Raw genomic sequence first — 24570 nt, 5'->3', positions numbered from 1 at the left:
TAAAATCCTCAAAATAGATTGAATTACCAAACCACCACAAATATCCTTCTTATTTCTGTAAATTTCTTACTCTCACTCATTTTTTGTTTTCTATAAAGAACAATAAAAGGACCATCCTGTTTAAAAGTATGATGCTGGGCAATAATAAAGTTAATTAGTATCTCCACTTTCTCCTGGTGAGATAGAATAGTTACTCTCTCCATTGTCTTCTATGTATCCATCTCTCATATTAGAAGATAACTTGTTTTGGTAAGAATCCTGGGTAAATTCAATGACTGCTTCCTCGTGCTCTATAAGATGAACATCCCATATTACCCCTTCAAATCTATTATCTGAACCACTGATAGATAGAACTTTTTCTGTTATATCAGATAACTGAACCTGCAAACCTTGAAACGAATTCCCTGTAACTTCATCAGGAATAGTGACAGAACTATTTAATTCTATACAGTAGACACAGCTATCCAAAGTAATATTATGGAATCTATTTCCATTAACCCAGCTGTAACCCTCTTCCTCATCAGGATTATCAGCTTGTAAACGTATACCGGTTTCAAAGCCTACAATGTTGATATTATTAAAGTTCACAAAGCTTACATAATGATCGGCCTCTCGAGAATGAAGAGACAGACCGATTCCTTGATTGGTTCCTGTCGTATTAATAAGAGCTACATTTTCAACCTTTGTTTTTCCCCAGGACCAAAATTGTGATCTTCCGTCTAGATAAATGACTTCTGAAGAAAATTCTTCTGTGTTTATTTCGATAAAGCCGTTTGATAATGAAGAGTTTTCTTCCATTTCGATCACGCGAAAATCACCTTCAACAGATAACCTTGTATTCTCCCCTAATTCTAAAGCTACCCCCTCTTTCAATAACAGTCCTGAGTTCAATGTGAAGGTTGCATTTCCTAGTAATTTTACTTTGCCAATATTTGAATCGACTGCAAAATCTATGGCTTCTTGAAGACCCTTACTTTTGTCATTATCGCTCTCTTCTATGAAATCATTTGCCTCAATATACCATTGATGCTCAACCTTTTCCGCTTCTCCACTGCTCGTCACTTCTGATAGTTGAAAATAGCTGAATGCACCAATGAGTAATACCAATATTGCTGCTATTATTAAAACTTTGGCGTTCATAGTGATCTCCTCCGTCTACAATAAAACTGATAGCTAATATTATTCTTTACAATTCTATCCATATCCTTGTTAATAATAGTAGAAATAAACAGTGAATTAGCTTGAGTAATATTAAAGAAGGGTAAAAACACTAAGGAAAAGAACGGAGCGACATGACAACACCAACAAACCTTCCTGTAGACAACAAAGAGCAGTAGACCTTTTGAGAAAGGTTCTGCTCTTTGTTACTTCCTAATCCGGTTTTATTAATGACTACGGTTAAGCTCATTTAAAAGGACTCGACATCAGAAAAAGAAGTGGCTAATCGTTGAAGGGAGAGCTTGGCATGTGTCCCTCTATTATTTTGGATCAACACTCTCTTGTAAATCAACCATATTATGGACATAAAGAGCTTTCAGCCATTTCAGCTAAATCTTGGGCCGTTTTGCTTATCTCCTGAATCGTGGCTGAAAACTCCTGGATAGATCCAGCTTGCGTGTCTGTGAGACTATTAATGTCTTGAAAAGCTTCATTTAACTGTTGAAGCAATTCTTGAATAGTATTAGTGATCTCATTAATCTGATCAACGTTTTCTTTTGAATTTGTTGCCAGCTTGCGAATTTCATTGGCCACCACAGAAAATCCTTTTCCTGAATCACCGGCTCGAGCTGCCTCAATGGCAGCATTTAGCCCGAGTAAATTACTTTGGTCAGAGATCCCTTTGACAACGGTTGAAATTTGGCCAATCTCATCTGCGCTTGAACTTACATTTTCCATTTGCAAAGAGACTTCGGTTACTCGCTCAGTCAGCATGACCACTGATTTATTAATTTCTTCTATAGAAGCCGCCGTCTCCTCAACGATTGCCGAAAAGCTTTCGGCCATTTCAAAGAGCTGGTTCGCTTTTTCCAAGCTAGTTCCCATGCCTACTCCCCCTACAATATTCCCTGACTGATCATAAAGAGGGATGGCACGAGCTATCAATGGGAAACCAAACAATTCCTTAGGGACCAGAGACGTTTTTTCTTGACCATCTTTAATTGCATCGGTAACAATATCTCCTTGTGTAAGAGGGTCTCCAGGCTTTACGTTCAAAGAAAACGTTTTTGCTGGAATATTAATAATTAATTTCTCAGTATCATAAATACCTACCGTAATATCGTCTTGTACTAAACTATTTAATAATGGTGCTATTTTGACAAAAGCATCTATTAGTTCCGCACTTGTTCCAGACTCTTCTCTCACAGCTTCACTCATTACACATCTACCATCCTTTTATTTAATAGGGAAATTGCCTTTGTTCATAGTTCACTGATACCCATTGCAAGGTTGTAAATTCTTCTAAACTCCATTCTCCATTTAAACGTCCCAATCCAGATTGTTTTTCTCCCCCGAATGCAACGATAGGTTCATCATTAATGGTAATGTCATTAACATGAATCATTCCTGTATGAATTTTCTTAGCCATTTCCACGCCTTTTTCAAGATTCGCCGTGTGAACTGCACCACTAAGACCAAACTTTGAATTATTCGCAATAGATATTGCTTCCTCCTCCGTCTCAAAAGGAATGACACATACCACCGGGCCAAACAGTTCTTCCTGGGCAGCAAGCATATCAGGAGTCACATCTGCCAGCACAGTTGGTTCCACCATTCTTCCCGTTATGGCCCCCCTTACCACGGGCACAGCCCCCGCCTCAATCCCTTTTTCCACAGCCATTTTCAAATTCTCTGCTTGTCTTGTATTGATCACTGGTCCAATAATTGTATTCGGATCTTTTGGATCTCCTGTTTTAAGTGAGGATACCTTCTCAGCATACTTTTCTATAAACTCATCATAGATTGGTTTCTGTACAAGTATGCGATTGGAAGACATACATATTTGTCCCTGGTGAGTAAAACGACTGAAAACGGCTGCTTGTACTGCATAATCTAAATCTGCATCCTTCATAATGATAAAAGCACTATTGCCGCCCAGTTCTAACAATGGTTTTTTAAAGTTTTTTACGGCCAACTGGCCAATATGACTGCCTACTGCAGTAGAGCCTGTAAAGGAAATAATCCTTGGTATTGGATGTTCAACAAAAGCATCACCGATTTCATCAATGTCTGTTATGACTACGTTTAAAAGTCCATTCGGAATTCCTGCTTCCTCAAAGATTTTGGCGACTAGAGTGCCGCCTGTTACAGGAGAATCTTCGTGTGGTTTCAGCACTACACCATTGCCTGCTCCTAGAGCTGGGGCAACTGACTTTACGGATAAGAAAAAAGGGAAATTAAATGGGCTGATGACTCCCACTACACCTCCTGGTATCCGATAAAGTCTGTTTTCTTTGCTATCTTCCGTCGAGGGAAGAATTTTACCTTCCATTCGTAAAGGAAAGGTAGCTGCTTCTTTAATCATATTTTTGACCAAAGAAATTTCAAAGGCTGCTTTCAGACGGGTTCCCCCTAGCTCTTCTACAATAATTTCTGTTATTTTCTCTTCATGCTCTTTTATGTAATCTACAGCCTTTTCAAGAATATCACGCTTATTATAAGCGTTTACCTTATCCCACTCCCTTTTGGCTTCAAGTGCAGAGGCATAAGCCTCGTCTATATCATCTACCGTGGCTGCTGTAATTTCAGTAAGGATTTCCTCGTTATAAGGATTAATATTTTTTAAGAGACGACTGCTTTGACCCTGTCTCCATTTCCCACCAATAAATTGCTTTCCTAACGTCTCATAGCTTATCATTTTGCCCTCCACTAGTTTATATTGTCGTCATTATTATCGGCTAAGTGGTGAAAGGTTTTGATAACTATTATTCCCTTTCTTTGTTTCTCAGCAAATCACTATTATAGGGACTTCACTGCATGTATACCCATTACTTATTCTGCATTCATTAATTCATAAGCAATAACCTAGAGTGTTTTTTGTTTTTCTTGCAGGATTGTATGTACTTCTAAATCACAAAAAAACCAGGAACGCCTCTTTGGTCCCCGGTTTTGCCTTATTCGAATTACGCTTTGTGGAAAAATCCCTTATCTTTTATCCAGGTCGTAACTTCACTGTAATGCTTTCTTTTTCCTGCTGGCATTTCCTTTTTGGGGTAGCCGAGATAGAGGAAGGCAAGCATTTCACCTTTTTCAGAGAGTCCGAACAGTTCATTAATCCTTGTATTGTAGCACGCTTCGCCTGTTCGCCAGAAGACTCCAAGCCCAAGGCTATGGGCGGCTAAAAGCATGTTTTGAATAGAAGCATAGACAGCGGCGTGTTCTTCTTTCGCCATTACCCTTGACTTTTCACTCGGTTCTACTCCCACGGCAATGATAACAGGAGCCCTAAAGGGGTTTGCCTTTACTCTTTCTAATTTCTTTTTGTTCGTTTCACTTTCCGGGTCTTCCATTTCTTTAGCAGTAATTTCCGCCAGGACCTCGCCTAACGGTTCTCTGGCAGTTCCCGTTAATACAAAATAACGCCAGGGCTCTGTTCTATGGTGATTTGGAGCCCACGTACCGGCCTCTAAAACTTTTTCGAGTAATTCTTCTGGAACAGGTTTATCAGAAACTAACCCATTGCTCCTTCTTGTCTCAATTGCCTTTAAAACATCCAAATGAGACACCTCCTGTTTGAGAGTAATAATATCTTTCTCTTATACCTTATACGGCAGGGGGACCAAACTTTCCATTATGAAAATCACGATATGCTTCTTTAATTTCATCCATCGTGCTCATCACAAAGGGTCCGTAAGGTACAATCTCTTCCCTGATCGGTGTACCTGAGTAAACAAGAACCTTTGAACGCCTGCTGTTTGCCTTCATAATAAGATCACTCTCATTATTTTCATTCCCGTTTTCTTTAAAAGTTAAGGTTCCTGCTCCATGTTTTTTTAAATTTACAGGACTCTCTCCAAATTCTATGTCACCTGAAAGGACATAAACAAACGCATTATGAGTTTCAGGCAATTTATGAGTATAAGAGGCTCCCTCCGTCAGAGTGATTTCAGACATGGTGATTGGAACTGCCGATTGCAAAGGACCAGTTACACCGGCAACATCTCCGGAAAAAACTTTTACTGTTCCTCCTTGAAAAGAAACTACGGGAGCATCTTCAGCGTAGACATTTTGATAGGACGTTTCAGAATGACGAAGATCTCTTGGGAGGTTTAACCACAACTGCAGGGTATGAGCAATATCATTGCCCACTGCTTCCTCTGCATGCCTGGCCGACCAGCCCGCATTCATATACTGCATATCCCCCGGCTCTAAAATATCTCTTCCACCTCCGTTATCAATGTGTTCAAGCCTGCCGTCGATCACATAGGTGACAGTTTGAAATCCTCTGTGCGGGTGGTCTGAAAACGCCCCTCTTTTAAACCAATCCTCTGCCATTAAGATAAATGGATCAAAGTCTGCCCACCTCTCGACTGGCAGCACCCATCCTTTCTGTATGAAGGGAAAGCTTGCTTCTTCATATTTCACATACCAGTGATCCTTTATATTTCTTTGAACAGCTTCACTCATAATGACACTCCTTTGTCTTTATATATAGTTTTTATATATAGTTGCTACAACAACTATATAGGGTGTAATAATACTTTATCAAGCTTCCAGGCCTGATAAATAGGTGTTCTTAAAAATACAGCTGTGCTTATCTAGATTTCATCATACTTACTAAATTAAAGCAAACCTTTTATTTCACCCACGTTTTCCTGTTATCTTCTGTCATATAGGTCTTAGTGCTTTGTATTACTCACACGTCTTTCCAGTTACATTTTCCTACGTAAATAAGGATATCCTCCTTCTCTTCCTCGAAAGAATTGACACTTCTAAAATGATCCAATTATTCTGAACTTGAAGATACACTAGTAATTCTAATGAAGGAGAGATGCAGATGAAGCGAACCTTAATAAAAAATGGACTGGTCTTAAACTCTAAGTACGGAACCTTGGAAGAAAAGGATATTCTCATTGAAGGAAAACATATTCAAGAAATACGGCCCGTAATTGACGGTATTGATGTTACAGAAGAAATTGATGCACGGAACATGATTATTGCTCCAGGCTTTGTAGATACACACCGTCATGTATGGGAATCATTGATTCGCCACATTGGCACTGATTGGTCTCTGCAAACCTACTTAGAACGTATTTATTTTAATAACCTGGGTTCTCGCTTAACACCTGAAGACAGCTATCTTGCTAATCTATGGGGTTCCTTGGAGGCCCTTGATGCGGGTGTTACCACCCTTTTAGATTACTCCATGCTGGAGACCCCGGAGCACGCCGATGCGTGCATTAAAGGTCTGCAGGATGCAGGTATTCGCGCAGTATTTGCTCACGGAACTTCGGGTCACAATGAATATTGGTCAAGAGACAGCGAAAAAAGACATCCTGTTGATAGCAGGCGAATTAAGAAGGAGTATTTCCAGACAAATGACCAGCTTCTTACTATGGCTCTAGGAGTTCGAGGTCCGGAATTCAGCTCCTGGGAAACGGCCGTTGATGACATTCATCTGGCCAGGGAGTTAGACTGCATTTCTTCTATGCATATTGGCTTTGGGACATGGGGTCCTCATGATCGCTCTATAGAAAGACTGTATCACGCTGATTTATTAGGACCCGATATTAATCTTGTTCATGTAAACACTGTCATGCCTCATGAATACAAACTTATTGGTGAAACTGGTGCGTCTGTTTCTGTAACACCTGAAGTGGAAATGATGATGGGACACGGATACCCTGCCACTGGACGCGTTTATGAGAATAACGGCCTCGTAACTCTAGGAGTGGATGTAGTCGTTTCTACTGCCGGCGATATGTTTTCTCAAATGAAATTCGCACTCCAGGCTGAAAGGGCTCTTCAAAATGAAAAGCTTCTAGAAAGAGGAGAAATGCCGGGAGACCTTCCCCTTTCCACAGCCGACGCTTATACTTTTGCTACAGCTAACGGGGCGAAAGCTCTGGGGTTAGAAGAAAAGACCGGAACTCTTGAAGAAGGGAAAGAAGCTGACCTTATCTTTATCAACCCTGATTCTTTTAATTTGCATCCCTTAAATAACGAAATTATCGGGGCTATTGTCCAGAGTGCCCGACCTGAAAATATTGATTCTGTTTTCGTAGCCGGTACCCCTGTAAAAAGAAATGGCAAAATGTTAAAGGGAAGTGACTCAACCTTCAAAAGGCAAGTGGAATCAGCCAGCGAGGCAATTTTTAACCGTCAATACAAAATGACACGGTAAATCTGACACGTGGAAAATAAAGCAGGAGTTGTGAATAGGATCGTTCCCTTTTCCCACTCCTGCTTTTGGCTTCTAAATATATTACACTTCAATGATAATAGGCAAAATCATCGGCTTTTTCTTCGTTTGCTGAAACAAGTGCTTCCCAGCGGCTTTTCTGACCTGTTGTTTGATTACATTCCATTCACTTCTATCTTCTTCTTTCATGTTGCTTACAGTCTTTTCTATCAGCTTATTTACATCCTTAATAAGCTCGTCAGAATCTTTCATGTAGACAAAGCCTCTGGAAATAGTGTCAGGGTCTGAGACCAGCTTCTTTTCAGTCTTGCTCATTGTTAGCACGATAACAAGCATTCCATCTTCAGAAAGCTGTTTCCGGTCACGAAGGACAATGTCTTCTACATCGTCAAGACCGATACCGTCTACATACGTATTCCCTGCAGGTATTTTTCTCGTTGAACGGGCTTCCCCATATTGAATATCCACGATCTCACCGTTACCCATGACAAATGTATGGTCTTTTTGAACACCGACAGATTCAGCGAGCAATCGGTGATGGTGAAGCATCCGATGTTCCCCATGAATCGGGATAAAATATTTTGGCTTAAGGAGAGTGAGCATTAACTTTAAGTCCTCCTGATACCCATGCCCTGAGACGTGCATCCCCGAAGAGCTTCCCGTTCCATATATCACATGTGCTCCAAGGGTAAATAAATTATCAACTATCTTGCTGACACTTCGTTCATTTCCCGGAATAGGCCCCGCCGCAAGAATCACTGTATCTCCAGCAAAAATCTCCACATCCCGAAAGTTCCCGGTAGACAGACGCGATAAAGCGGCTAACGGTTCTCCTTGACTTCCAGTACACAAAACAGCAACCTTCTCAGGTGGAAATTCGTGTACCTCCTTTTTATCAATTAACATCCCATCGGGCACATCTAAATACCCTCGCTCCATAGCAACATTTACGACGTTTACCATGCTTCGTCCAAGGAGAGCCAGTTTACGATTCGTTTTCCGTGAAGCATCCACAACCTGTTGAACACGGCTTACATTTGAAGCAAAGGTGGACAGAAAAACTTTTCCCTCCGCTTTCATAAATACCTCTTCCACATTTTCTCCTACAATCTGCTCTGAAGGGGTCGATCCAGGACGCTCTGCGTTTGTGCTTTCAGAAAGCAAAGCCAGGACCCCTTCCATGCCGATGTCAGCTATTTTGTGGAATTCGGCGTGTTCGTCCATGGCCGGCGTTAAATCAAACTTAAAATCCCCGGTATGTACGACGTTTCCTTCTGGAGTTCTGAACACAATACCCAAACAATCAGGAATACTATGAGTTACTTTGAAAAAGGTTACATTTATTTCACCGATAGTAAGGCTTGAATTTGAATCGATTTGATTTAATTCTGTTTCCCGGAGAATTCTATGTTCCTTTAATTTTAATTCAATTAACCCTAGCGTAAAACGCGTCGCAAACACAGGAACATTTATTTTCTTCAAGAAAAATGGGATGCCTCCTATATGGTCTTCATGACCATGGGTTACAATTAACGCTTTAACCTTTTCCTTATTTTCTACTAAATAGGTCATATCCGGAATAATTAAATCAATCCCTAACAAGCTTTCATCCGGAAACTTATTTCCACAGTCAATCACAATAATTTCATCTTTATACTCAATGGCATACATGTTTTTCCCTACTTCATTTAACCCGCCTAAAGCAAAAATAGAGATAGCATTTTCATTAGTGCTCACATTTATCCCTCCTGACAGCAATGTTACAAACTAGTATGCCCGGAAGAGGGATGATCAATTAAAAAAAGCGCCTGCCCTTGAAGTGGACAGACACTAAATTTCGCTATATTTCAAGTGTACTTGTAATTTCTATATCCTTAAGCGCTTGCGAAGCTAATTGATCAGCTTCCTGGTTCTTTTTTCTTGTAACAAGGGTGAATTCAGGAGTGATTCCAAGCTCTTTAATCTTTCGCTCTATTCTTTCAGCCCATGTATTTAGCGTCTCTTCCATACAAGGCCACTCTCCATTAAGCTGATTGACCACTACTTGAGAATCCCCGATAAAAGTCACTGGTAAATGGTGAACGCCCAAAAGCTCTAGTTCCTGTAAACCAAAATAAAGAGCAGCATACTCTGCTTCATTATTTGTATCAAGGTCATCAACCTGTGCGTTTTTGCGCATTCGAAATGACTTGCCGTTTTGTTCATAGTAAATTGCACAGCCAAGACCAGACTTTCGTGAACTGTGGTCAAATCCCCCGTCAAAATACACCGTTATATTATGAGGTTCCGTTTCTACTTCCTCTACATATTTTTTTATCTCTTTAATAGTCCATGTCGTTTGCAGCTGGTCAACAAAGATAACTTCTTTTACTCTGCCTGTTTTTTGCAAATCTTCAGCAATCAGCAACGCTTTTTCTACCTTCATCTCCTCTGAGGTGAACGAGGTTTCCGTCCCTTTCGGCGTTTTGTACTTCACTTCCAGACTAACCTTCATCTTGACCCCACCTTTTGTCACTTTTACTACTGTTATACCCTTTTACCTTCAGATTTAGTTTTTGTCCTGTCACTAATCAAGTTTAGTAACTTTCGCAGAAAAGATCAGTATCCCTGTGACTTTGTTGATCGTACTTTTTCACGTTTGCCAGAAAACTGTGTAGTTATGATTACACCGGCAATTACGATAAGAGACCCAAGCACCTGCATTCCCGTTATGGTTTCATCAAGCCACAAATATGCTCCTGCCATAGTGAAAACGGGGAGAAAGTTCAAAAATACAGAAGCTTTGGAGGGACTCAAAAGATCCACTGCACGATTATAAAAGACCAGAGCGATAAAAGAAGGAAAGATTCCTAAGTATAAAAGGCCGCTCACGTGACTGGAAGGATCAAAAGCAGGCACCCCAGTAACAATCCATTCAATTAGGACAATAGGTAAAAGAACAACGACTGAAACTCCTGTCATCACAAACAGAGCAGCATAAGGTGGAAAGAGATGCATGTACTTTTTTACAAAGATTGTGTAGACAGCCCACGTGATAATGGCTCCAATCATAATGACATCACCAATGTTCCAGGCCATGGCTGTTATGCCAAATATCCTGCCATCCAAAACCACCCATACCGCTCCAAAAAAAGATAAGAAAACCCCAATCCACTGAACACCTGCCAATCGTTCCTTCAGCATAAAGGCGCTTAAAATAACCGTGGTTACTGGTATCACTGTTTCAAGGACAGCGACATTGGTAGCGGTAGTAAATTGCAGGGATCCATATATAAACGTATTAAAAAAAGTAACACCAGTTAATGTCATAATTAAAAAAGGCTTTTTATATTTCCAGAACGTCATCCGGTATTTCCAGGCGGTAAGAAATCCAATCGGAACTAAAACAATAAAAGCCACTAACAAACGAAAGAACGCAATTGTGAAAGGCGGCAGATCATTCATTGCTTTTCCTACAAGAATGTTGCCAGCGTAAAAGATGACAACAAGTATCATTAATATGTATGGATAAATTAGAATTCCCCTCCTTTAAGAAAGAATAGACAAGCTCTACAATAACATGCCTTGTACTTTTCATACACTTCCCTTTTCATATAAAATGAGAGGCACCTTGTAAGAAACAAGAACTATAAAAGGTGGGATGGTAAGCTGTAAAAAATATTTCAAGGAAAAGACATGCAAAGCGTTGAACATATAATGTACGAGTATAAGTTTTGGTCTAGGTTACACTCACTAATTGTCCTTATTAAACATTACAGAACGAATGAAAGAAAGGGTTACTGCCATGGATCAACGTATCCTCTCAAGCTTTCGGATTGGATGGTTATTACTTCGCGCTGTTGCTGTGCTTTCTTCAAGTGTTGCAACAATTGTCTCTACCATGCTTCCTTTATTTTTGTACTATACCATTTCAAACGGGTATTTATTGTTCATGTTTCTTTTTTTAACCTTCTCTGCTTTTTTGATTCACGGGGTCCTCACGCATGCTTTGAACGACTACACTGATTTCCAGTCTGGCACTGACCAGCACAGCCCGGCTATATTGTCGGGGGGAAGCCGCATAGTTCAGAATGAACTGGTGCCTCCTAAAACGCTTTGGCTAGTAGGGAAGTGGCTCGCCATTATTCTTATATTGCTTGCTTTACTCCTTGCCATATTTTCTTATTACAGATTGTCTATTTTATTAGTGATAGGGGTGTGGGCAGCAGCTTCCTATTCTCTTCCGCCTCTTCGCTTAAGCTATCGGCCTTTTCTTGGGGAATGGCTTAGTTTATTTATTTCTATCCTTTTTCTTGGTTTTGCCGGTCCGTGGCTGATTCTCGGAGAAATCCCTTTATGGGCCTGGCAGAATGCTGTCATTAATGCCTTGTTTTGCTTAGCCTGGGTAATGGTTCACCATATTCCTGATCTTGAAGCAGACAAAAAAGCTGTCCCGCAAAAAAGAACCAGTGTCGTATGGTTTGCCGAAAAGTTCGGCCTGTACTATGCACGTATTCCTGCCCTGCTTTATCTATTTGCGTCGGGTATCAGCATTTTCTGGCTTGGAAGCGACCGTATAGGAGCGGCATTGGTTCTCCTTGTTACTGTTTCCATTGCTGCGTTTCTTGTATTGAAAATGAACGTAGAAAATCATCACCAAGTCTCTTATTTTGAGAAGATCATGCTGCTTCTTGCTATGATCACTGCAACAGGCTTAGGCCTCTTTATTTAAGTACACGCTGTGCTTCAAGTCATCTTACCAACGGATAGAGAAATGTTAGTTCTCTCAAAGAAAAATGAAAATGAAAGAACCCCCGTCTTTTAATAAAAACGGGGGTTCCTGTGTTGTGTTTTCTTCTAATTACTTTTCCTTACGTTCCGCAATAAGTCCGGTAAGGACGTCCTGAAGGTACAGGCAGCGTAGTGTATTCATCCTGTTCCGGGGAATAAGCATAAGGGTCTGCTAGAACTTCAAGAAGCTTTTCCATTACGCTGTAATCTTCATGTTCCACGGCAGCTTCAAGCGCCTCTTCCACCCGATGATTACGTGGGATGACAGATGGGTTGCTTCTTCTCATTACCTCTTGAATAGAGTCTTTTGAAACCTCTTGCCTGCTGACTCTTTCCTGCCACTTTTCATGCCACTTACTAAAGTCTTCAGCGTCAAATAAACTTGAGCCCTCCAGCTTGCCTAACGTTAAAGCCCTGAATGTATTCGTGAAATCAGCTTCATGCCTCTGCATGATAGTGAGAAGATTTTCAATGAGAGACTCATCTTCTTCCTCTTTACTCAATAATCCTAGCTTTGACCTCATTCCTTCGAGCCAGTTTTGCTTAAAGAGCTCAGGAAAGCGAGAAACCTCATCCTGGGCAAGGCTCACAGCCTGTTCCTGGTCTTTCTCAATCAACGGCAGCAAGGTTTCAGCAAACCGTGCGAGATTCCAGCCGGCAATTGGCGGCTGATTGCCATAGGCGTACCGGCCTTGAACATCAATTGAACTGAATACCGTTTCCGGATCATAGGCATTCATGAATGCACAAGGGCCGTAATCTATTGTTTCTCCACTTACAGTCATATTGTCTGTATTCATTACTCCGTGTATAAAGCCAATAAGCTGCCACTTTGCTATCAAGTCAGCTTGACGCTCGACTACTCTTCCAAGCAAGGATAAATAGGGACGGTTATGTTCTTTTATACCTGGGAAATGCCTCTCTATTGCATAATCGGCTAACGCCTGCAGATCTTCAACCGATGTCCCCTTGGCTGCATATTGAAAGGTTCCTACTCGGAGATGACTGGAGGCTACTCGGGTTAACACAGCTCCTGGCAGGATATTTTCCCGGTACACCGGTTCACCTGTGGTGACAACTGCTAAACTTCGATTCGTAGGCACTCCTAGCGCGTGCATCGCTTCACTCATAATATATTCTCTCAGCATCGGTCCAAGGCCCGCTCGGCCATCTCCCCCGCGGGAGTATGGAGTTCTACCTGAACCTTTAAGCTGAATATCAAACCGCTCTCCTGATGAAGTCATCTGTTCTCCCAGGAGCAGGGCCCGTCCGTCCCCCAGCATGGTAAAATTTCCGAATTGATGACCAGCATATGCCTGGGCTAGAGGATTTGAACCTTCAGGGATCTCATTACCAGCAAACAAGGCTGCTCCATCGTCACTCTCCAAGGCTTCTGGTTCCAATCCTATTGATTCTGCAAGTGAGTGATTAAAAATGACAAGCTTAGGCGAACGAACAGGGTCAGGTTCAAGGCTGCTAAAAAACAATTTAGGCAGACGGGCATAACTGTTGTCTAAATTCCAACCTGCTTCTGTAATGTCTTTTCTCTGTGTCATCCTATCTCCTTTTCTTTATTTGACTTAGTCGTTCATTTATAAACATGTAGATACGTTATTAAAGACATAACCTTTTTAATGTCTGCTTTTCCCATTTTGATATACCTTCACACAACTTGGATAACATTTCCTGCTTTACATTGTACATTACCTTCAGGACATTTAACATTAATAAAGCTTCTGCCTTTGACTCCCTGTTTTGTTTTTCCGTCACAAAAAATTGCCAGCTGCTTACCTGACACTTCAAGAATTGATTTACTCATTTTCAGAACCCGTTTCAGCACCTGACAAAGGCAGAGTCAGCTGAACGGTGGTCCCTTTAGATTTTTCACTCTCATAATTGACTGTTCCTTTCATTTGTTCGATAATGCTGCGTGTCACCATAGTACCAATCCCGCTTCCTGTTTCCTTCGTCGAATAAAAAGATCCAAGCTGGCTGATCTGGTCTCTTGTCATCCCCGGTCCTTCATCTGTTATGCTTATGATTACTTTTTCTCCTTTGTTTACAGCCTTTACCTCTAACGTCCCTCCCCTTGATTCCATGGCTTCTACCCCGTTTTTTATAATATTGATCAATGACTGCCTCAACTTCTGTGAATTCCCCTCAATCTTTCCATCCGTGTTGATGTCAGTAATAATATTTACCCCGAATCTCATAGCAAAAGGTTTCATTATTTCTACAGCATAATTGACTTCTTCCTTTACGAGTAGTGATGTTATCTCATCAGTATGTTTGGATAAGCTTAAATAGTCAGTTATAATGCCTTCCGCCCTTTTTAACTCCTCCAGAACTATCGACACATACCACTCTTTTTTGTTGGTATCTACTTTTTCATTCCCTAACAGTTGAACAAACCCCTGAACTGTCGTGAGCGGGTTTTTTACCTCATGTGCGACAGTACTGGCCATTTCACTTAGTACTTTAGATTTCTCTAATTGGATATAGTCTTGACGCAATTGAGCATTTTTCTTTATTTTTTCCAGAAAGTAAGTAACCAGTAGAAGAAACAACAGCTGCATCGCAGCCAGGTCTGCAATTGTAAGAAACTCTAAAGAATCTATCGGTCTGAGCATTCTAATGTTTGCAGTAAATATAAATAAGTAAAACACATGGATGAACGTAATGAAGAATGCTTTGTGCTTTAACGATCCCTTAACAAAATAAGGGTACACAAACCACAGGAATATATAGAGGAGGATATATGGAACAGTAACAAGCGTGATATGTTCATAGGGAAAGAAAACAATTCTCATAAATCCATAAATAAGAAACAAGATCAGGCCCACTTTCGGTCCTAAAAATAAAAAACCTATTATCATAGGAACAAGCCTGAGATCAAAGCGGATTCCCTCATGTATCTCAATGGGAGTAAACAATGTAATGAGCAGTAAAACGGAAAGAGCCACTATCAAGAGAGGTTCTGGTATCGTATGCTGCTTAAACGGTTGATCAAAATAGAAAAGCACGTATAAAAATAAAGGCAAAATTAATAAGAGAAGATGTAATAGAAATAATAGATGAGCGTCTATGACAAGTGGCAATGTCATGGTGTTCACTTCCTTTTTATGCATGCAATGTATATTCAGTATACCGCGTTTAAAAGGAAATTTATTTACTTTTTTCTAATAAATGTCTCCATATTTTTGTTACACTTAAAATAAAAGAAGAAATGGTTATATTTCACAGAAACTCTCCCATAAAAAAATATAGCAGGAAGCCGGAAATAGGCATCTCCTGCTTTTTTGCATTAAAGGGGCGCTTCAAAAAAATCTTACTCTCAGGGTTGTTTTTGGGAAGAAATCTTTTATCATTTCATATTTTATAAAATATAGCTAAGCTTAGAAGAAAATGAGCGGAAACTTGATTATTGTAATTGCAATATTCTTTTAGCGTCACTTAGCTGAACTATCGAAAACAAACAGATAGAGTTGTTGAGAAAATGAAGGAGCATAACAAACTGCGAGAAAAGATACATAGGCAACCTTCTTAACCCTGCTCTCTTGCAAAAGGCGGTGAATAGACTTGATACACAACTTTTCCAGCCCGTTATTGTTGTTATCCTTATTTTTGCTTGTCAGTTGTACCTTGGATAATAGTGAAGAATTTACCGCAACGGGGAATGGAGTACATTGGAACATAGAGATGGAATATTATTTTAGCGAGAATGATGAATTTGAAGAGTACGGAATAGCTACCTATAAGTCTGATGAACCTATTCATTCCCTTTCTTATGAATTTCATTACCCTGCATCTCAAAGCAGAGGTTCTTCAGGAGAACGTAACGAAATAGAGGAGGGAACCTCAGAATTCAGCCTAGGGGGCAGCGGTGGAAGCGGCGGGACTACTGCCCAGAGTGTAAGGTCTTTTCAAGAAGGCATAAATGAAACAAGCGTCACGCTTTCGTGGGAAACCCCCAAAGGAGAGAAGGAAGAAACGATCTCCCTAAAAGTTGATTGATATCAAAGAAGCAGGGTTCTGTCTTTGAAAAAGTCGCCCATTCTCTTACTATTAAGGAAATGAGCGACTTATAAGGTTTAACTTTATTTTTCCTCGTTAGTTGAGTAATTTCTTTTCAAGAATGATTTTGTGTAATCCTTTTTCGTCAATATAAGTATCAGTAACATCAAACCCTTTCTTTATATTCAACACTAACATACTACGCCATTTATTCATTGTTTTTGTTTGAATAACACTATAACCCTGTTCCTTTATATATCGATGTTGTTTTTCCATTAACTCAGAAGCAATACCATGTTTTCTATAATTTTTATCCACCCCACCTAACCAACTATAAAATTTATTCTTATCAAGTTCATACCCAATCTTATAACCAATTACCTTTGTACCGTCCATCGCAATAATAACTAATAATTTTTGTTTACTTCTCATTTTGGTAATCAAATCATCTGAAGTGCCAAAAATATTTTTATGTAAATCTACTATTCCAACTAAAACTTTCTCTTCAGGTAATGAGTTAAAAATAGTAGAGTAATCAATACTCAATTGTTTCCCCCCTACTGTAATAACTAAATATTTAATTTCCTTACGACAAGCTTAAACAGAATTGTCTCGTTGCTTCAATAAGAGAAAGGCGAAAACCTTATTAAGCTGTCGCACCCCCGTCAGTCATCTTAATAACATTGTATTCCTAATTAGAGAGTATTCTTACATACATCCCTCCTGTGGCTTTCTCATAAGCTACATTGCCCATTATCCTTACTCTTTCTGATAATTTTGACGCTCGTTTTAATTCTCCATTCCTATATACAGAAGGGTTAATCAGTCGAAGTTTGTTTCTTCGGTATAAATCGTAATACTCTCTATCTTCTTTTACTTGCACATTCGGATTGAGCTTTCTTAACAAACTAAGTAACTCCTTATCCTCTGATGATTTGATTTTATTTATTAACTCGTCATCTTGGCCAAGGAAGTCATTAGAGTTTAATACATTTTTTTCTAATGAAAGTTTCAGAGTCTTAGCTAAGATATCATATCCATAAATATTTAACGGGTCCATAAAGAAGTCAATTACTTCCTTGTAATACGTTTCAACAAACCATTCAGCTACATCAATGCTTTGAAGATACATTTTCCCTTCAATCACAATCAAATCTTTCAAAAAATCATGTACCTCTTCTAGTGAGACGTTTCCATATTTATACATGTCACGAAGAGTATAATCTACCCTATCCGCACATAATTCAGGTGCGGCCTGTTCTAACAATGTCCACTTTGAATCGTCAAACAGAATTTCTTCATAGTTGTAATCATATTTAGCTAAAATTACCGGTATATCGGAGTTTTTAACAACATCACTATATATTTTCTCATGATAGTCTTCTTCTATATTTTCAAAGACAAAATCAATGACATGAGAAAAAGCTGTATGGGAAACATCATGCAATAACCCTGCGATCTGCTCTTCTAATGAACCACCAAGTTTTCTAATTAACAACATGACACCTATTGAGTGGTTAAAGCGTGTTTCATTCCACTTCTGATTAACCAAGTAACTTGCTCCGCCTTGATGAATTCCCTTCAACCTTTGAACTGGTTCACTAAAAATTAATTCTTCTAATACTTTCTCTACTTCAAATTCACCGTAAATGTCATCATATATAATCAATAATTCCCCCCTTAAACTTATTGTCACAAAGCAATCTCCAACTGTTATGTTTGTTAGATAGTACATTTGTAAGGCCTTACTAAACAGTCTCCCCATTTAGTATACAAGAGCAGCCGCTTAAAACCTCTTGACTGCACGAAGAATACCGAGAGGTCGCTGATAAAGCACAACAGGAACTAAAGGATTTATACGAAAAAAGAGAGAAGCTCAAACAACAGCTTCTCTCAAGTAATCCATTAAATGAGTACCATACCTTAAAGGAAAGTTTGAATCATTACTTTCCCTTTGATGATTTGACACCTGAAATGCTTCATCATTTTGTGGAAAAGGTGCTGGTCGATAAAGATGGAAAGCCAACCATCCATTATCGCTTTAACCTATTCACTGAAAGTTAATTCCCTTTCCATATTATCTGCGACACACACTCCACATGTGCCGTCTGTGGGAACATATCGACGGGCTGTACTTCTTTGGTTTCAAATCCGCCCTCTTCTAATATCTTCAAATCTCTTGCCAGCGTTGCCGGGTTACATGACACATATACCACTCTTTCCGGCTTCATCTTTATAATCGTTTCTAACAGCTTTTCATCGCAGCCTTTCCGCGGCGGGTCTACCACAATCACGTCTGGTGTGATGCCTTGAGCTGTATGCCACCAGGGGATCACTTCCTCTGCTTCTCCGACAGCAAAGTCTACATTATCCATATGATTCAGCTTCGCGTTTCGTTTTGCATCGGAAATGGCCTCGGGCACTATTTCTACTCCGTAGACGTGCTTTGCTTTCTGGGCGAGGAATAAGGAAATGGTTCCGATGCCGCAGTACGCATCAATCACTGTTTCTCTTCCAGTCAAATTTGCATATTCCAGTGCTTTGTCGTAAAGGACCTTTGTTTGCTTCGGGTTCACCTGGTAAAAGGAGCGGGCCGATATGGCAAACTTAATCTCACCGATCGTGTCATAAATGTATTCTTCGCCCCAGAGCACCTTTGTCTGTTCTCCAAAGATAACATTTGTCCGTTTGGGATTAATGTTTTGTACGATGGATTTCACATTAGGCAAAGCCTGACGGATTTCATCTATTATATTCTTTTTGTTAGGCAGCTCAGTTCCTTTGGTCACAAGTACTACCATCAATTGATCTGTATTTAGAGCATGGCGGGCAACAATATGGCGGAGTGTTCCTTTATGAATTTTTTCATCATACGCTTTAATACCATATTGATCGGCGATCTCTTTTACCCTTGATACCGCTTCATCATTAGCCTCATCCTGAATGACACAGCGTTCCATATTAATGATCTGGTGGCTTCGCTGCTGGTAAAAGCCCGCCACAAGGCCCCCTTCCTCCATTCCTACCGGAACTTGAGCCTTATTACGGTAGCGCCAGGGATCCTCCATACCTAACGTAGGATGGACAGTCACATTTTCCAGCCCTCCAATCCTTTGCAGGACATTTTTCACTTGGTTCTGCTTATAATCAAGCTGTCCTTCATAGGAAAGGTGCTGAAGCTGGCATCCCCCGCACTGCTTATAAATGGGACAGGGAGGTTCAACCCTGTATTCACTTTCTTTCGTATGCTCCAGCAGTTTTCCAAATCCATAGCCTTTCTTGGTCTTCACCACTTTCACCTTCGCCTGTTCGCCCGGAAGAGCATTGGGAACAAACAAGGCATACCCATCAACCTTTGCAACTCCTGCCCCTTCGTGAGTTAAATCTTCGAAGGTAACATCAATAATTTCGTTTTTTTGGACAGGGGCGTTTCCCTGCTTATTTTGTTTGCTCATCTATATCGTTCATCCTTTATGGCTGGTTGTGTAAGCTATCGTGATTGTACCACATACTGCCTGATTTCTTATATTATCTCCTCTGAAGAGAGTTGTACACAAAAAGCTTCCAAAATCCTTCCCAAACAAAAACCTGACCGGTTCTCCGGCCAGGTTTTCTCATTTATTTAAAAGCCTGTGCTGCTTGAATAGCTTTTTTCCATCCACCGTACAATTTCTCTCGTTCCTCTTCTGCGATTTCAGGTTCAAAATACTTTTCCACTTTCCACTGCTTGCTGATTTCTTCTTTGTCCTTCCAAAAGCCTACAGCCAGCCCTGCCAAGTATGCTGCTCCTAAGGCAGTGGTTTCCTTCACATTTGGCCTTTCCACTCTTGCGCCTAAGATATCACTTTGAAATTGCATCAGGAAGTTATTAGCAACCGCTCCCCCATCCACGCGCAGGGATTTAAGCTCTGTATCTGCATCTGCTTCCATTGCCTGAAGTACATCCTTTGTCTGATAGGCAAGAGATTCAAGAGTAGCTCTCACAAAATGCTCTTTTTCTGTTCCTCTTGTCAACCCAAATACGGCCCCTCGAACATCTGAATCCCAGTAAGGAGTTCCCAGACCAACGAAAGCAGGCACTACGTAAACTCCGTCAGTAGAAGAGACTCTTTCAGCATACTTCTCACTGTCAGAGGCATTCTTTAGCATACGCAGACCGTCGCGAAGCCACTGAATGGCAGATCCCGCAACAAATATACTTCCTTCCAGTGCGTAGTTTACTTTGCCATCAATCCCCCAGGCAAGAGTAGTAAGTAACCCATGCTCGGAGGCTACTGCTTTTTCTCCTGTATTCATAAGCATAAAGCAGCCTGTTCCGTACGTGTTTTTTGCCATGCCTTCTTCAAAGCAAGCCTGGCCGAACAGTGCGGCCTGTTGGTCTCCTGCTGCTCCAGCCACTGGCACTCTTTCACCAAAAAAGTGATAGCTTACGGTTTCCCCATATACTTCTGAAGATGGCTTCACTTCAGGGAGCATTGCTTTTGGGACATCCAAAATTTCTAAAAGATCATCATCCCATTTCAGCTCGTGGATATTAAACATGAGAGTCCGTGAAGCGTTGGAGTAATCAGTAACATGGGCCTCACCGCCAGTCAGCTTCCAGATTAGCCACGTATCAATTGTCCCAAAGAGAAGCTCACCTTTTTCTGCTCTTTCTCTTGCCCCGTCCACATGGTCTAGAATCCATTTTACCTTCGTTCCGGAAAAATATGCATCTATTAAAAGGCCTGTTTTATCTCTGAAGGTTTGATCAAGCCCTTGGTTTGAGAGTTCTTCACATATTTCTCTCGTTTGCCTGGACTGCCAGACAATAGCATTATAGATTGGTCTTCCGGTCTCTTTTTCCCAGATGACTGTCGTCTCTCTTTGATTTGTAATACCTATGCTGGCTATTTCCTTAGGGGAAATACTAGCTTGGGCCAGCGCCCCGGCAATCACTGAAAGAATGGAACTCCATATTTCGTTGGCATCATGCTCCACCCAACCTGGCTTTGGAAAAAGCTGTGTAAATTCTTTTTGGCTGACAGAAATGATTTCTCCTTCTTTATCAAATAGAATGGCCCGCGAGCTTGTCGTTCCTTGATCAAGTGATAGAATATATTTTTTCTCCATGGTTAAGCCTCCCTTACCCTTATGCATCTACTTTTCTGCGATGGATAACATCTTCTTTAAATTCTTCGCTGATATTCTTTCTTCTTTCTAATACTATGGTAAGTCCTTGTACCACGGCAAAGAAAATGATAAACAGCCAAAGGGCTGAGTAAATGACTCCTTCAAAAGCAGCACTGTAAAAAAGGGCTCCAAGTCCTCCGCCAATTACTGGTCCCGCTATGGGAATCCATGCATATGCCCAGTCTGAGGAGCCTTTATTTGCGATCGGCCAAAAGAAATGAGCAAGACGGGGTCCAAGATCTCTTGCCGGATTAATCGCATATCCGGTAGTCCCCCCTAATGATAAACCAATAGCTATAATTAAAGCGCCTACAATTAAAGGATTTAAGCCTTCTGTGAATTCATTTGCCCCAATAAACAGCAGGCCAAGAACCAGTACGAACGTTCCAAGTACTTCACTAAAGAAGTTGGAAGGTGAATGCCGGATAGCAGGTGAGGTAGCAAATACGCCAAGCTTTGCCCCTTCATCCTCTGTTTTCTTAAAATGAGGATAGTATTGAAGCCAAATGAGTGAAGCACCAATAAATGCTCCGGTAACTTGTGCAGAGACATAGCCTGGAACCTCACTCCAGGGGAAATCTCCGATTAACGCAAATCCTATCGTTACCGCTGGATTAAGATGGGCATCGCTTATACTCCCAACAGCATACACACCCATCGTCACTCCAAGCCCCCAGGCCACGGTGATGACGATCCAGCCGGAATTCTCTGCCTTTGTGCCTCTTAATACAACTCCTGCTACGACCCCTGCTCCAAACAGTATTAAGATCATCGTTCCTAGTAATTCTCCTATGAACGGACTCATGCCGAAGACCACCCCTTACCTTTCATATTCTGGCTAAAACAAAAAAGAGACCAGCAAAATCGCTTATACCAAGGAACATACTTTCCCTCGTATAAACGCATTTGCTGGTCTCCATGTCTCCGCCAGATTGATTAACTTACATACTAGTAAATCATAGGCTGAAAGCGTTGTCAATTTATTTTTCTACTTTTGTCTTCCCTACTAAGCTTTTATTCTTTTTGTTAAAAAGTACAAATTTCATCCAGATTATGAGAGTTAATATTTGTATTTTCTGAAAAAAATGATAAAATGAAAGCGATCTCAAAACAGGGGAGGAGAAGAACCGGAACAGTTATTCAGTCAAGAAATTGAATTGTTCTGCTTTATCAAGGTACTGCATATGTCTAGGTAGACTACTTACAGTCTATGAAAACTATTTATCTACCAGGGAGGATGATTTGCATGCGCTATGATCAGCCGAATACTCCAAACTCACTTGTCCAATTCAGAGACCGCTATGACAATTACATTGGCGGGGAATGGAAGCCCCCTGTAAACAATCAGTATTTTGAAAATGTTACTCCAATTACGGGAGAGGTCTTTTGCGAACTGGCAAGATCCTCTTCAGAAGATGTAAACCTTGCTCTTGATGCAGCCCATGAGGCGAAGGACAGCTGGGGCAAAACACCTCCAGCAGAAAGAGCAAATATACTTAACAAAATAGCAGATAGAATGGAAGAAAACCTGGAAATGCTCGCTGTTGCAGAAACCTGGGAAAACGGCAAAGCAGTCAGGGAAACCTTAAATGCAGACATCCCTCTTGCGGTTGATCACTTTAGATATTTTGCCGGGGTTATTCGCAGTGAAGAAGGATCTCTCAGCCAAATTGATGATGATACCGTGGCCTACCACTTTAACGAGCCTCTTGGCGTAGTCGGGCAGATTATTCCGTGGAACTTCCCGCTCTTGATGGCAACATGGAAAATTGCTCCTGCCCTTGCTGCCGGCAACACTATCGTCCTTAAACCTGCCGAACAGACTCCTTCTAGCATTTTTGTTCTGCTTGAATTAATAGAAGATCTCCTGCCGCCAGGTGTATTAAATATTGTAAGCGGGTTTGGAGTAGAAGCTGGCAAGCCCCTTGCTTCCAGTGACAGAGTAGCCAAAGTTGCCTTTACCGGGGAAACAACTACAGGAAGGCTCATCATGCAGTATGCTTCTCAAAATATCATTCCAGTTACATTGGAGCTGGGCGGAAAGTCTCCTAACATATTCTTTGAAGATGTGATGGAGGAAGACGACAAGTTTCTAAACAAAGCCATTGAAGGATTTGTCATGTTTGCTTTAAACCAGGGGGAAGTCTGCACCTGCCCGTCTCGTGCTTTAATACAAGAATCCATTTATGATCAGTTTATAGACCGGGCCTTAAAGCGAGTCAACGAAATTAAAATCGGTGATCCTCTAGATACCGATACAATGATGGGAGCCCAGGCTTCTCAGGAACAGCTAGAAAAAATCCTTTCCTATCTTGATATTGGGAAACAAGAAGGAGCAGAAGTTCTCACCGGAGGCTCGAGAAACACACTTGAAGGAAACCTGGCCAATGGTTATTATGTCCAGCCTACTGTGTTTAAAGGAAGAAACGATATGCGTATTTTCCAGGAAGAAATTTTCGGCCCCGTCGTTTCGGTCACAACTTTTAAAGACAAAGAAGAAGCCCTTTCAATTGCCAATGATACTCTTTACGGATTAGGGGCTGGTGTGTGGTCCAGAAACATTAATACCGCTTACCGCTTTGGCCGTGACATCCAGGCTGGGCGTGTCTGGACAAACTGCTATCATGCATACCCGGCTCACGCTGCTTTTGGCGGGTACAAAAAATCAGGAATTGGAAGAGAAAATCATAAGATGATGCTTAGTCATTATCAGCAGACGAAAAATCTTCTCGTAAGCTACAGCGAAGATGCCTTAGGTTTCTTTTAAGATAAAAAACACCCCCGGCAGCATGAGCAGCCGGGGGTCTTTGAAAGGATGAGAGGTGTGGTTGAAAAAGTAACTGCTACTAATGCAGCACTTGAGCTGATCGAAAAGTTAAAAGCAGTCCATGGGCCTTTGATGTTTCACCAGTCAGGCGGATGTTGTGATGGCAGTTCTCCAATGTGCTTTCCAGAAGGGGATTTTCAGGTAGGCGACAGTGATGTTCTTTTAGGGGAGATCGGTCGTTCCCCCTTTTATATATCCAAGGATCAATATGAATACTGGAAACACACACAGTTAATCATTGACGTGGTTGATGGACGCGGGGGAATGTTTTCACTTGAAGGACCAGAAGGAAAACGTTTCTTTACAAGATCCCGGGTTTTTACTCAAGAAGAACGTGAAGAACTGGGCCAGACCAGATAATCGAGTAGGAGGAGGTGACTAACCTCCGTCCTCTCACACCACCGTACGTACGGTTCCGTATACGGCG

At 41.0% G+C, this 24570-nt stretch carries 20 protein-coding genes; 5 read left to right on the top strand and 15 right to left on the bottom strand.

The window, feature by feature from the left end; translation table 11 throughout:
* Positions 1-150: 150 nt before the first annotated feature.
* The 5 genes from ACFPU1_RS09630 to ACFPU1_RS09610 all read right to left on the bottom strand — a co-directional run bounded on the left by ACFPU1_RS09630 (position 151) and on the right by ACFPU1_RS09610 (position 5625).
* A complete protein-coding gene (locus ACFPU1_RS09630; RefSeq protein ID WP_385940553.1) occupies positions 151-1140 on the bottom strand; it encodes a hypothetical protein in 990 nt (329 codons plus the stop codon).
* Between the two features lie 375 nt (positions 1141-1515).
* Positions 1516-2376: a methyl-accepting chemotaxis protein gene (locus ACFPU1_RS09625; protein WP_385940551.1), complete on the bottom strand. Its 861-nt coding sequence runs from the start codon at positions 2374-2376 to the stop codon at positions 1516-1518.
* Positions 2377-2398: 22 nt separating this feature from the next.
* Complete coding sequence (gene yfmT, locus ACFPU1_RS09620; RefSeq protein WP_385940549.1) at positions 2399-3856, bottom strand: benzaldehyde dehydrogenase; 1458 nt, start codon at positions 3854-3856, stop codon at positions 2399-2401.
* A gap of 265 nt (positions 3857-4121) precedes the next feature.
* Positions 4122-4715 carry a nitroreductase family protein gene (locus tag ACFPU1_RS09615; protein ID WP_385940547.1) on the bottom strand — a complete coding sequence of 198 codons (594 nt, stop codon included), beginning with the start codon at positions 4713-4715 and terminating at the stop codon, positions 4122-4124.
* A 46-nt stretch (positions 4716-4761) separates the two neighbouring features.
* Positions 4762-5625 carry a pirin family protein gene (locus ACFPU1_RS09610; protein WP_385940545.1) on the bottom strand — a complete coding sequence of 288 codons (864 nt, stop codon included), beginning with the start codon at positions 5623-5625 and terminating at the stop codon, positions 4762-4764.
* 370 nt (positions 5626-5995) lie between these two features.
* Here ACFPU1_RS09610 and ACFPU1_RS09605 point away from each other — a divergent pair, with 370 nt between their 5' ends.
* Positions 5996-7342, top strand: a complete 1347-nt coding sequence (locus ACFPU1_RS09605) for an amidohydrolase family protein (protein WP_385940543.1) — start codon at positions 5996-5998, stop codon at positions 7340-7342.
* Positions 7343-7423: 81 nt separating this feature from the next.
* Here ACFPU1_RS09605 and ACFPU1_RS09600 read toward each other — a convergent pair whose 3' ends face one another.
* The 3 genes from ACFPU1_RS09600 to ACFPU1_RS09590 all read right to left on the bottom strand — a co-directional run bounded on the left by ACFPU1_RS09600 (position 7424) and on the right by ACFPU1_RS09590 (position 10855).
* Positions 7424-9097 carry a ribonuclease J gene (locus ACFPU1_RS09600; protein WP_054635987.1) on the bottom strand — a complete coding sequence of 558 codons (1674 nt, stop codon included), beginning with the start codon at positions 9095-9097 and terminating at the stop codon, positions 7424-7426.
* Positions 9098-9200: 103 nt separating this feature from the next.
* On the bottom strand, positions 9201-9854 hold the full coding sequence (locus ACFPU1_RS09595) for a ribonuclease H family protein (protein WP_385940540.1): 654 nt from the start codon (positions 9852-9854) through the stop codon (positions 9201-9203).
* A gap of 104 nt (positions 9855-9958) precedes the next feature.
* Positions 9959-10855, bottom strand: coding sequence for a DMT family transporter (locus ACFPU1_RS09590; protein WP_054635985.1), 897 nt, complete (start codon positions 10853-10855; stop codon positions 9959-9961).
* Between the two features lie 241 nt (positions 10856-11096).
* Here ACFPU1_RS09590 and ACFPU1_RS09585 point away from each other — a divergent pair, with 241 nt between their 5' ends.
* A complete protein-coding gene (locus ACFPU1_RS09585; protein WP_385940538.1) occupies positions 11097-12071 on the top strand; it encodes a prenyltransferase in 975 nt (324 codons plus the stop codon).
* Between the two features lie 139 nt (positions 12072-12210).
* Here the strand turns inward: ACFPU1_RS09585 and ACFPU1_RS09580 are convergent, their stop codons facing one another.
* On the bottom strand, positions 12211-13686 hold the full coding sequence (locus ACFPU1_RS09580) for a protein adenylyltransferase SelO (RefSeq protein ID WP_385940536.1): 1476 nt from the start codon (positions 13684-13686) through the stop codon (positions 12211-12213).
* Positions 13687-13941: 255 nt separating this feature from the next.
* On the bottom strand, positions 13942-15234 hold the full coding sequence (locus tag ACFPU1_RS09575) for an ATP-binding protein (RefSeq protein ID WP_385940534.1): 1293 nt from the start codon (positions 15232-15234) through the stop codon (positions 13942-13944).
* Positions 15235-15709: 475 nt separating this feature from the next.
* Here ACFPU1_RS09575 and ACFPU1_RS09570 point away from each other — a divergent pair, with 475 nt between their 5' ends.
* A complete protein-coding gene (locus tag ACFPU1_RS09570) occupies positions 15710-16144 on the top strand; it encodes a hypothetical protein (protein ID WP_385940532.1) in 435 nt (144 codons plus the stop codon).
* Between the two features lie 96 nt (positions 16145-16240).
* Here ACFPU1_RS09570 and ACFPU1_RS09565 read toward each other — a convergent pair whose 3' ends face one another.
* From ACFPU1_RS09565 to ACFPU1_RS09545, 5 genes are all read right to left on the bottom strand, one after another.
* Complete coding sequence (locus ACFPU1_RS09565; protein WP_385940530.1) at positions 16241-16690, bottom strand: GNAT family N-acetyltransferase; 450 nt, start codon at positions 16688-16690, stop codon at positions 16241-16243.
* A gap of 145 nt (positions 16691-16835) precedes the next feature.
* The gene (locus ACFPU1_RS09560) at positions 16836-17813 is read right to left on the bottom strand and encodes an HD domain-containing protein (protein WP_385940528.1); all 978 of its coding nucleotides are present in this window, start codon (positions 17811-17813) and stop codon (positions 16836-16838) included.
* Positions 17814-18204: 391 nt separating this feature from the next.
* A complete protein-coding gene (gene rlmD, locus ACFPU1_RS09555; protein ID WP_385940526.1) occupies positions 18205-19599 on the bottom strand; it encodes a 23S rRNA (uracil(1939)-C(5))-methyltransferase RlmD in 1395 nt (464 codons plus the stop codon).
* Positions 19600-19762: 163 nt separating this feature from the next.
* Complete coding sequence (gene glpK, locus ACFPU1_RS09550; RefSeq protein WP_054635975.1) at positions 19763-21256, bottom strand: glycerol kinase GlpK; 1494 nt, start codon at positions 21254-21256, stop codon at positions 19763-19765.
* A 19-nt stretch (positions 21257-21275) separates the two neighbouring features.
* Complete coding sequence (locus tag ACFPU1_RS09545) at positions 21276-22121, bottom strand: MIP/aquaporin family protein (RefSeq protein ID WP_385940524.1); 846 nt, start codon at positions 22119-22121, stop codon at positions 21276-21278.
* 441 nt (positions 22122-22562) lie between these two features.
* Here ACFPU1_RS09545 and adh point away from each other — a divergent pair, with 441 nt between their 5' ends.
* Complete coding sequence (gene adh, locus ACFPU1_RS09540) at positions 22563-24083, top strand: aldehyde dehydrogenase (protein ID WP_385940522.1); 1521 nt, start codon at positions 22563-22565, stop codon at positions 24081-24083.
* A gap of 57 nt (positions 24084-24140) precedes the next feature.
* Positions 24141-24503, top strand: a complete 363-nt coding sequence (locus ACFPU1_RS09535) for a DUF779 domain-containing protein (protein ID WP_385940520.1) — start codon at positions 24141-24143, stop codon at positions 24501-24503.
* Positions 24504-24570: the final 67 nt, after the last annotated feature.

The organism is Thalassorhabdus alkalitolerans (assembly GCF_042656525.1).
Lineage (GTDB): Bacteria > Bacillota > Bacilli > Bacillales > Marinococcaceae > Thalassorhabdus > Thalassorhabdus alkalitolerans.
This window is presented reverse-complemented; position numbering and strand designations above follow the sequence as displayed.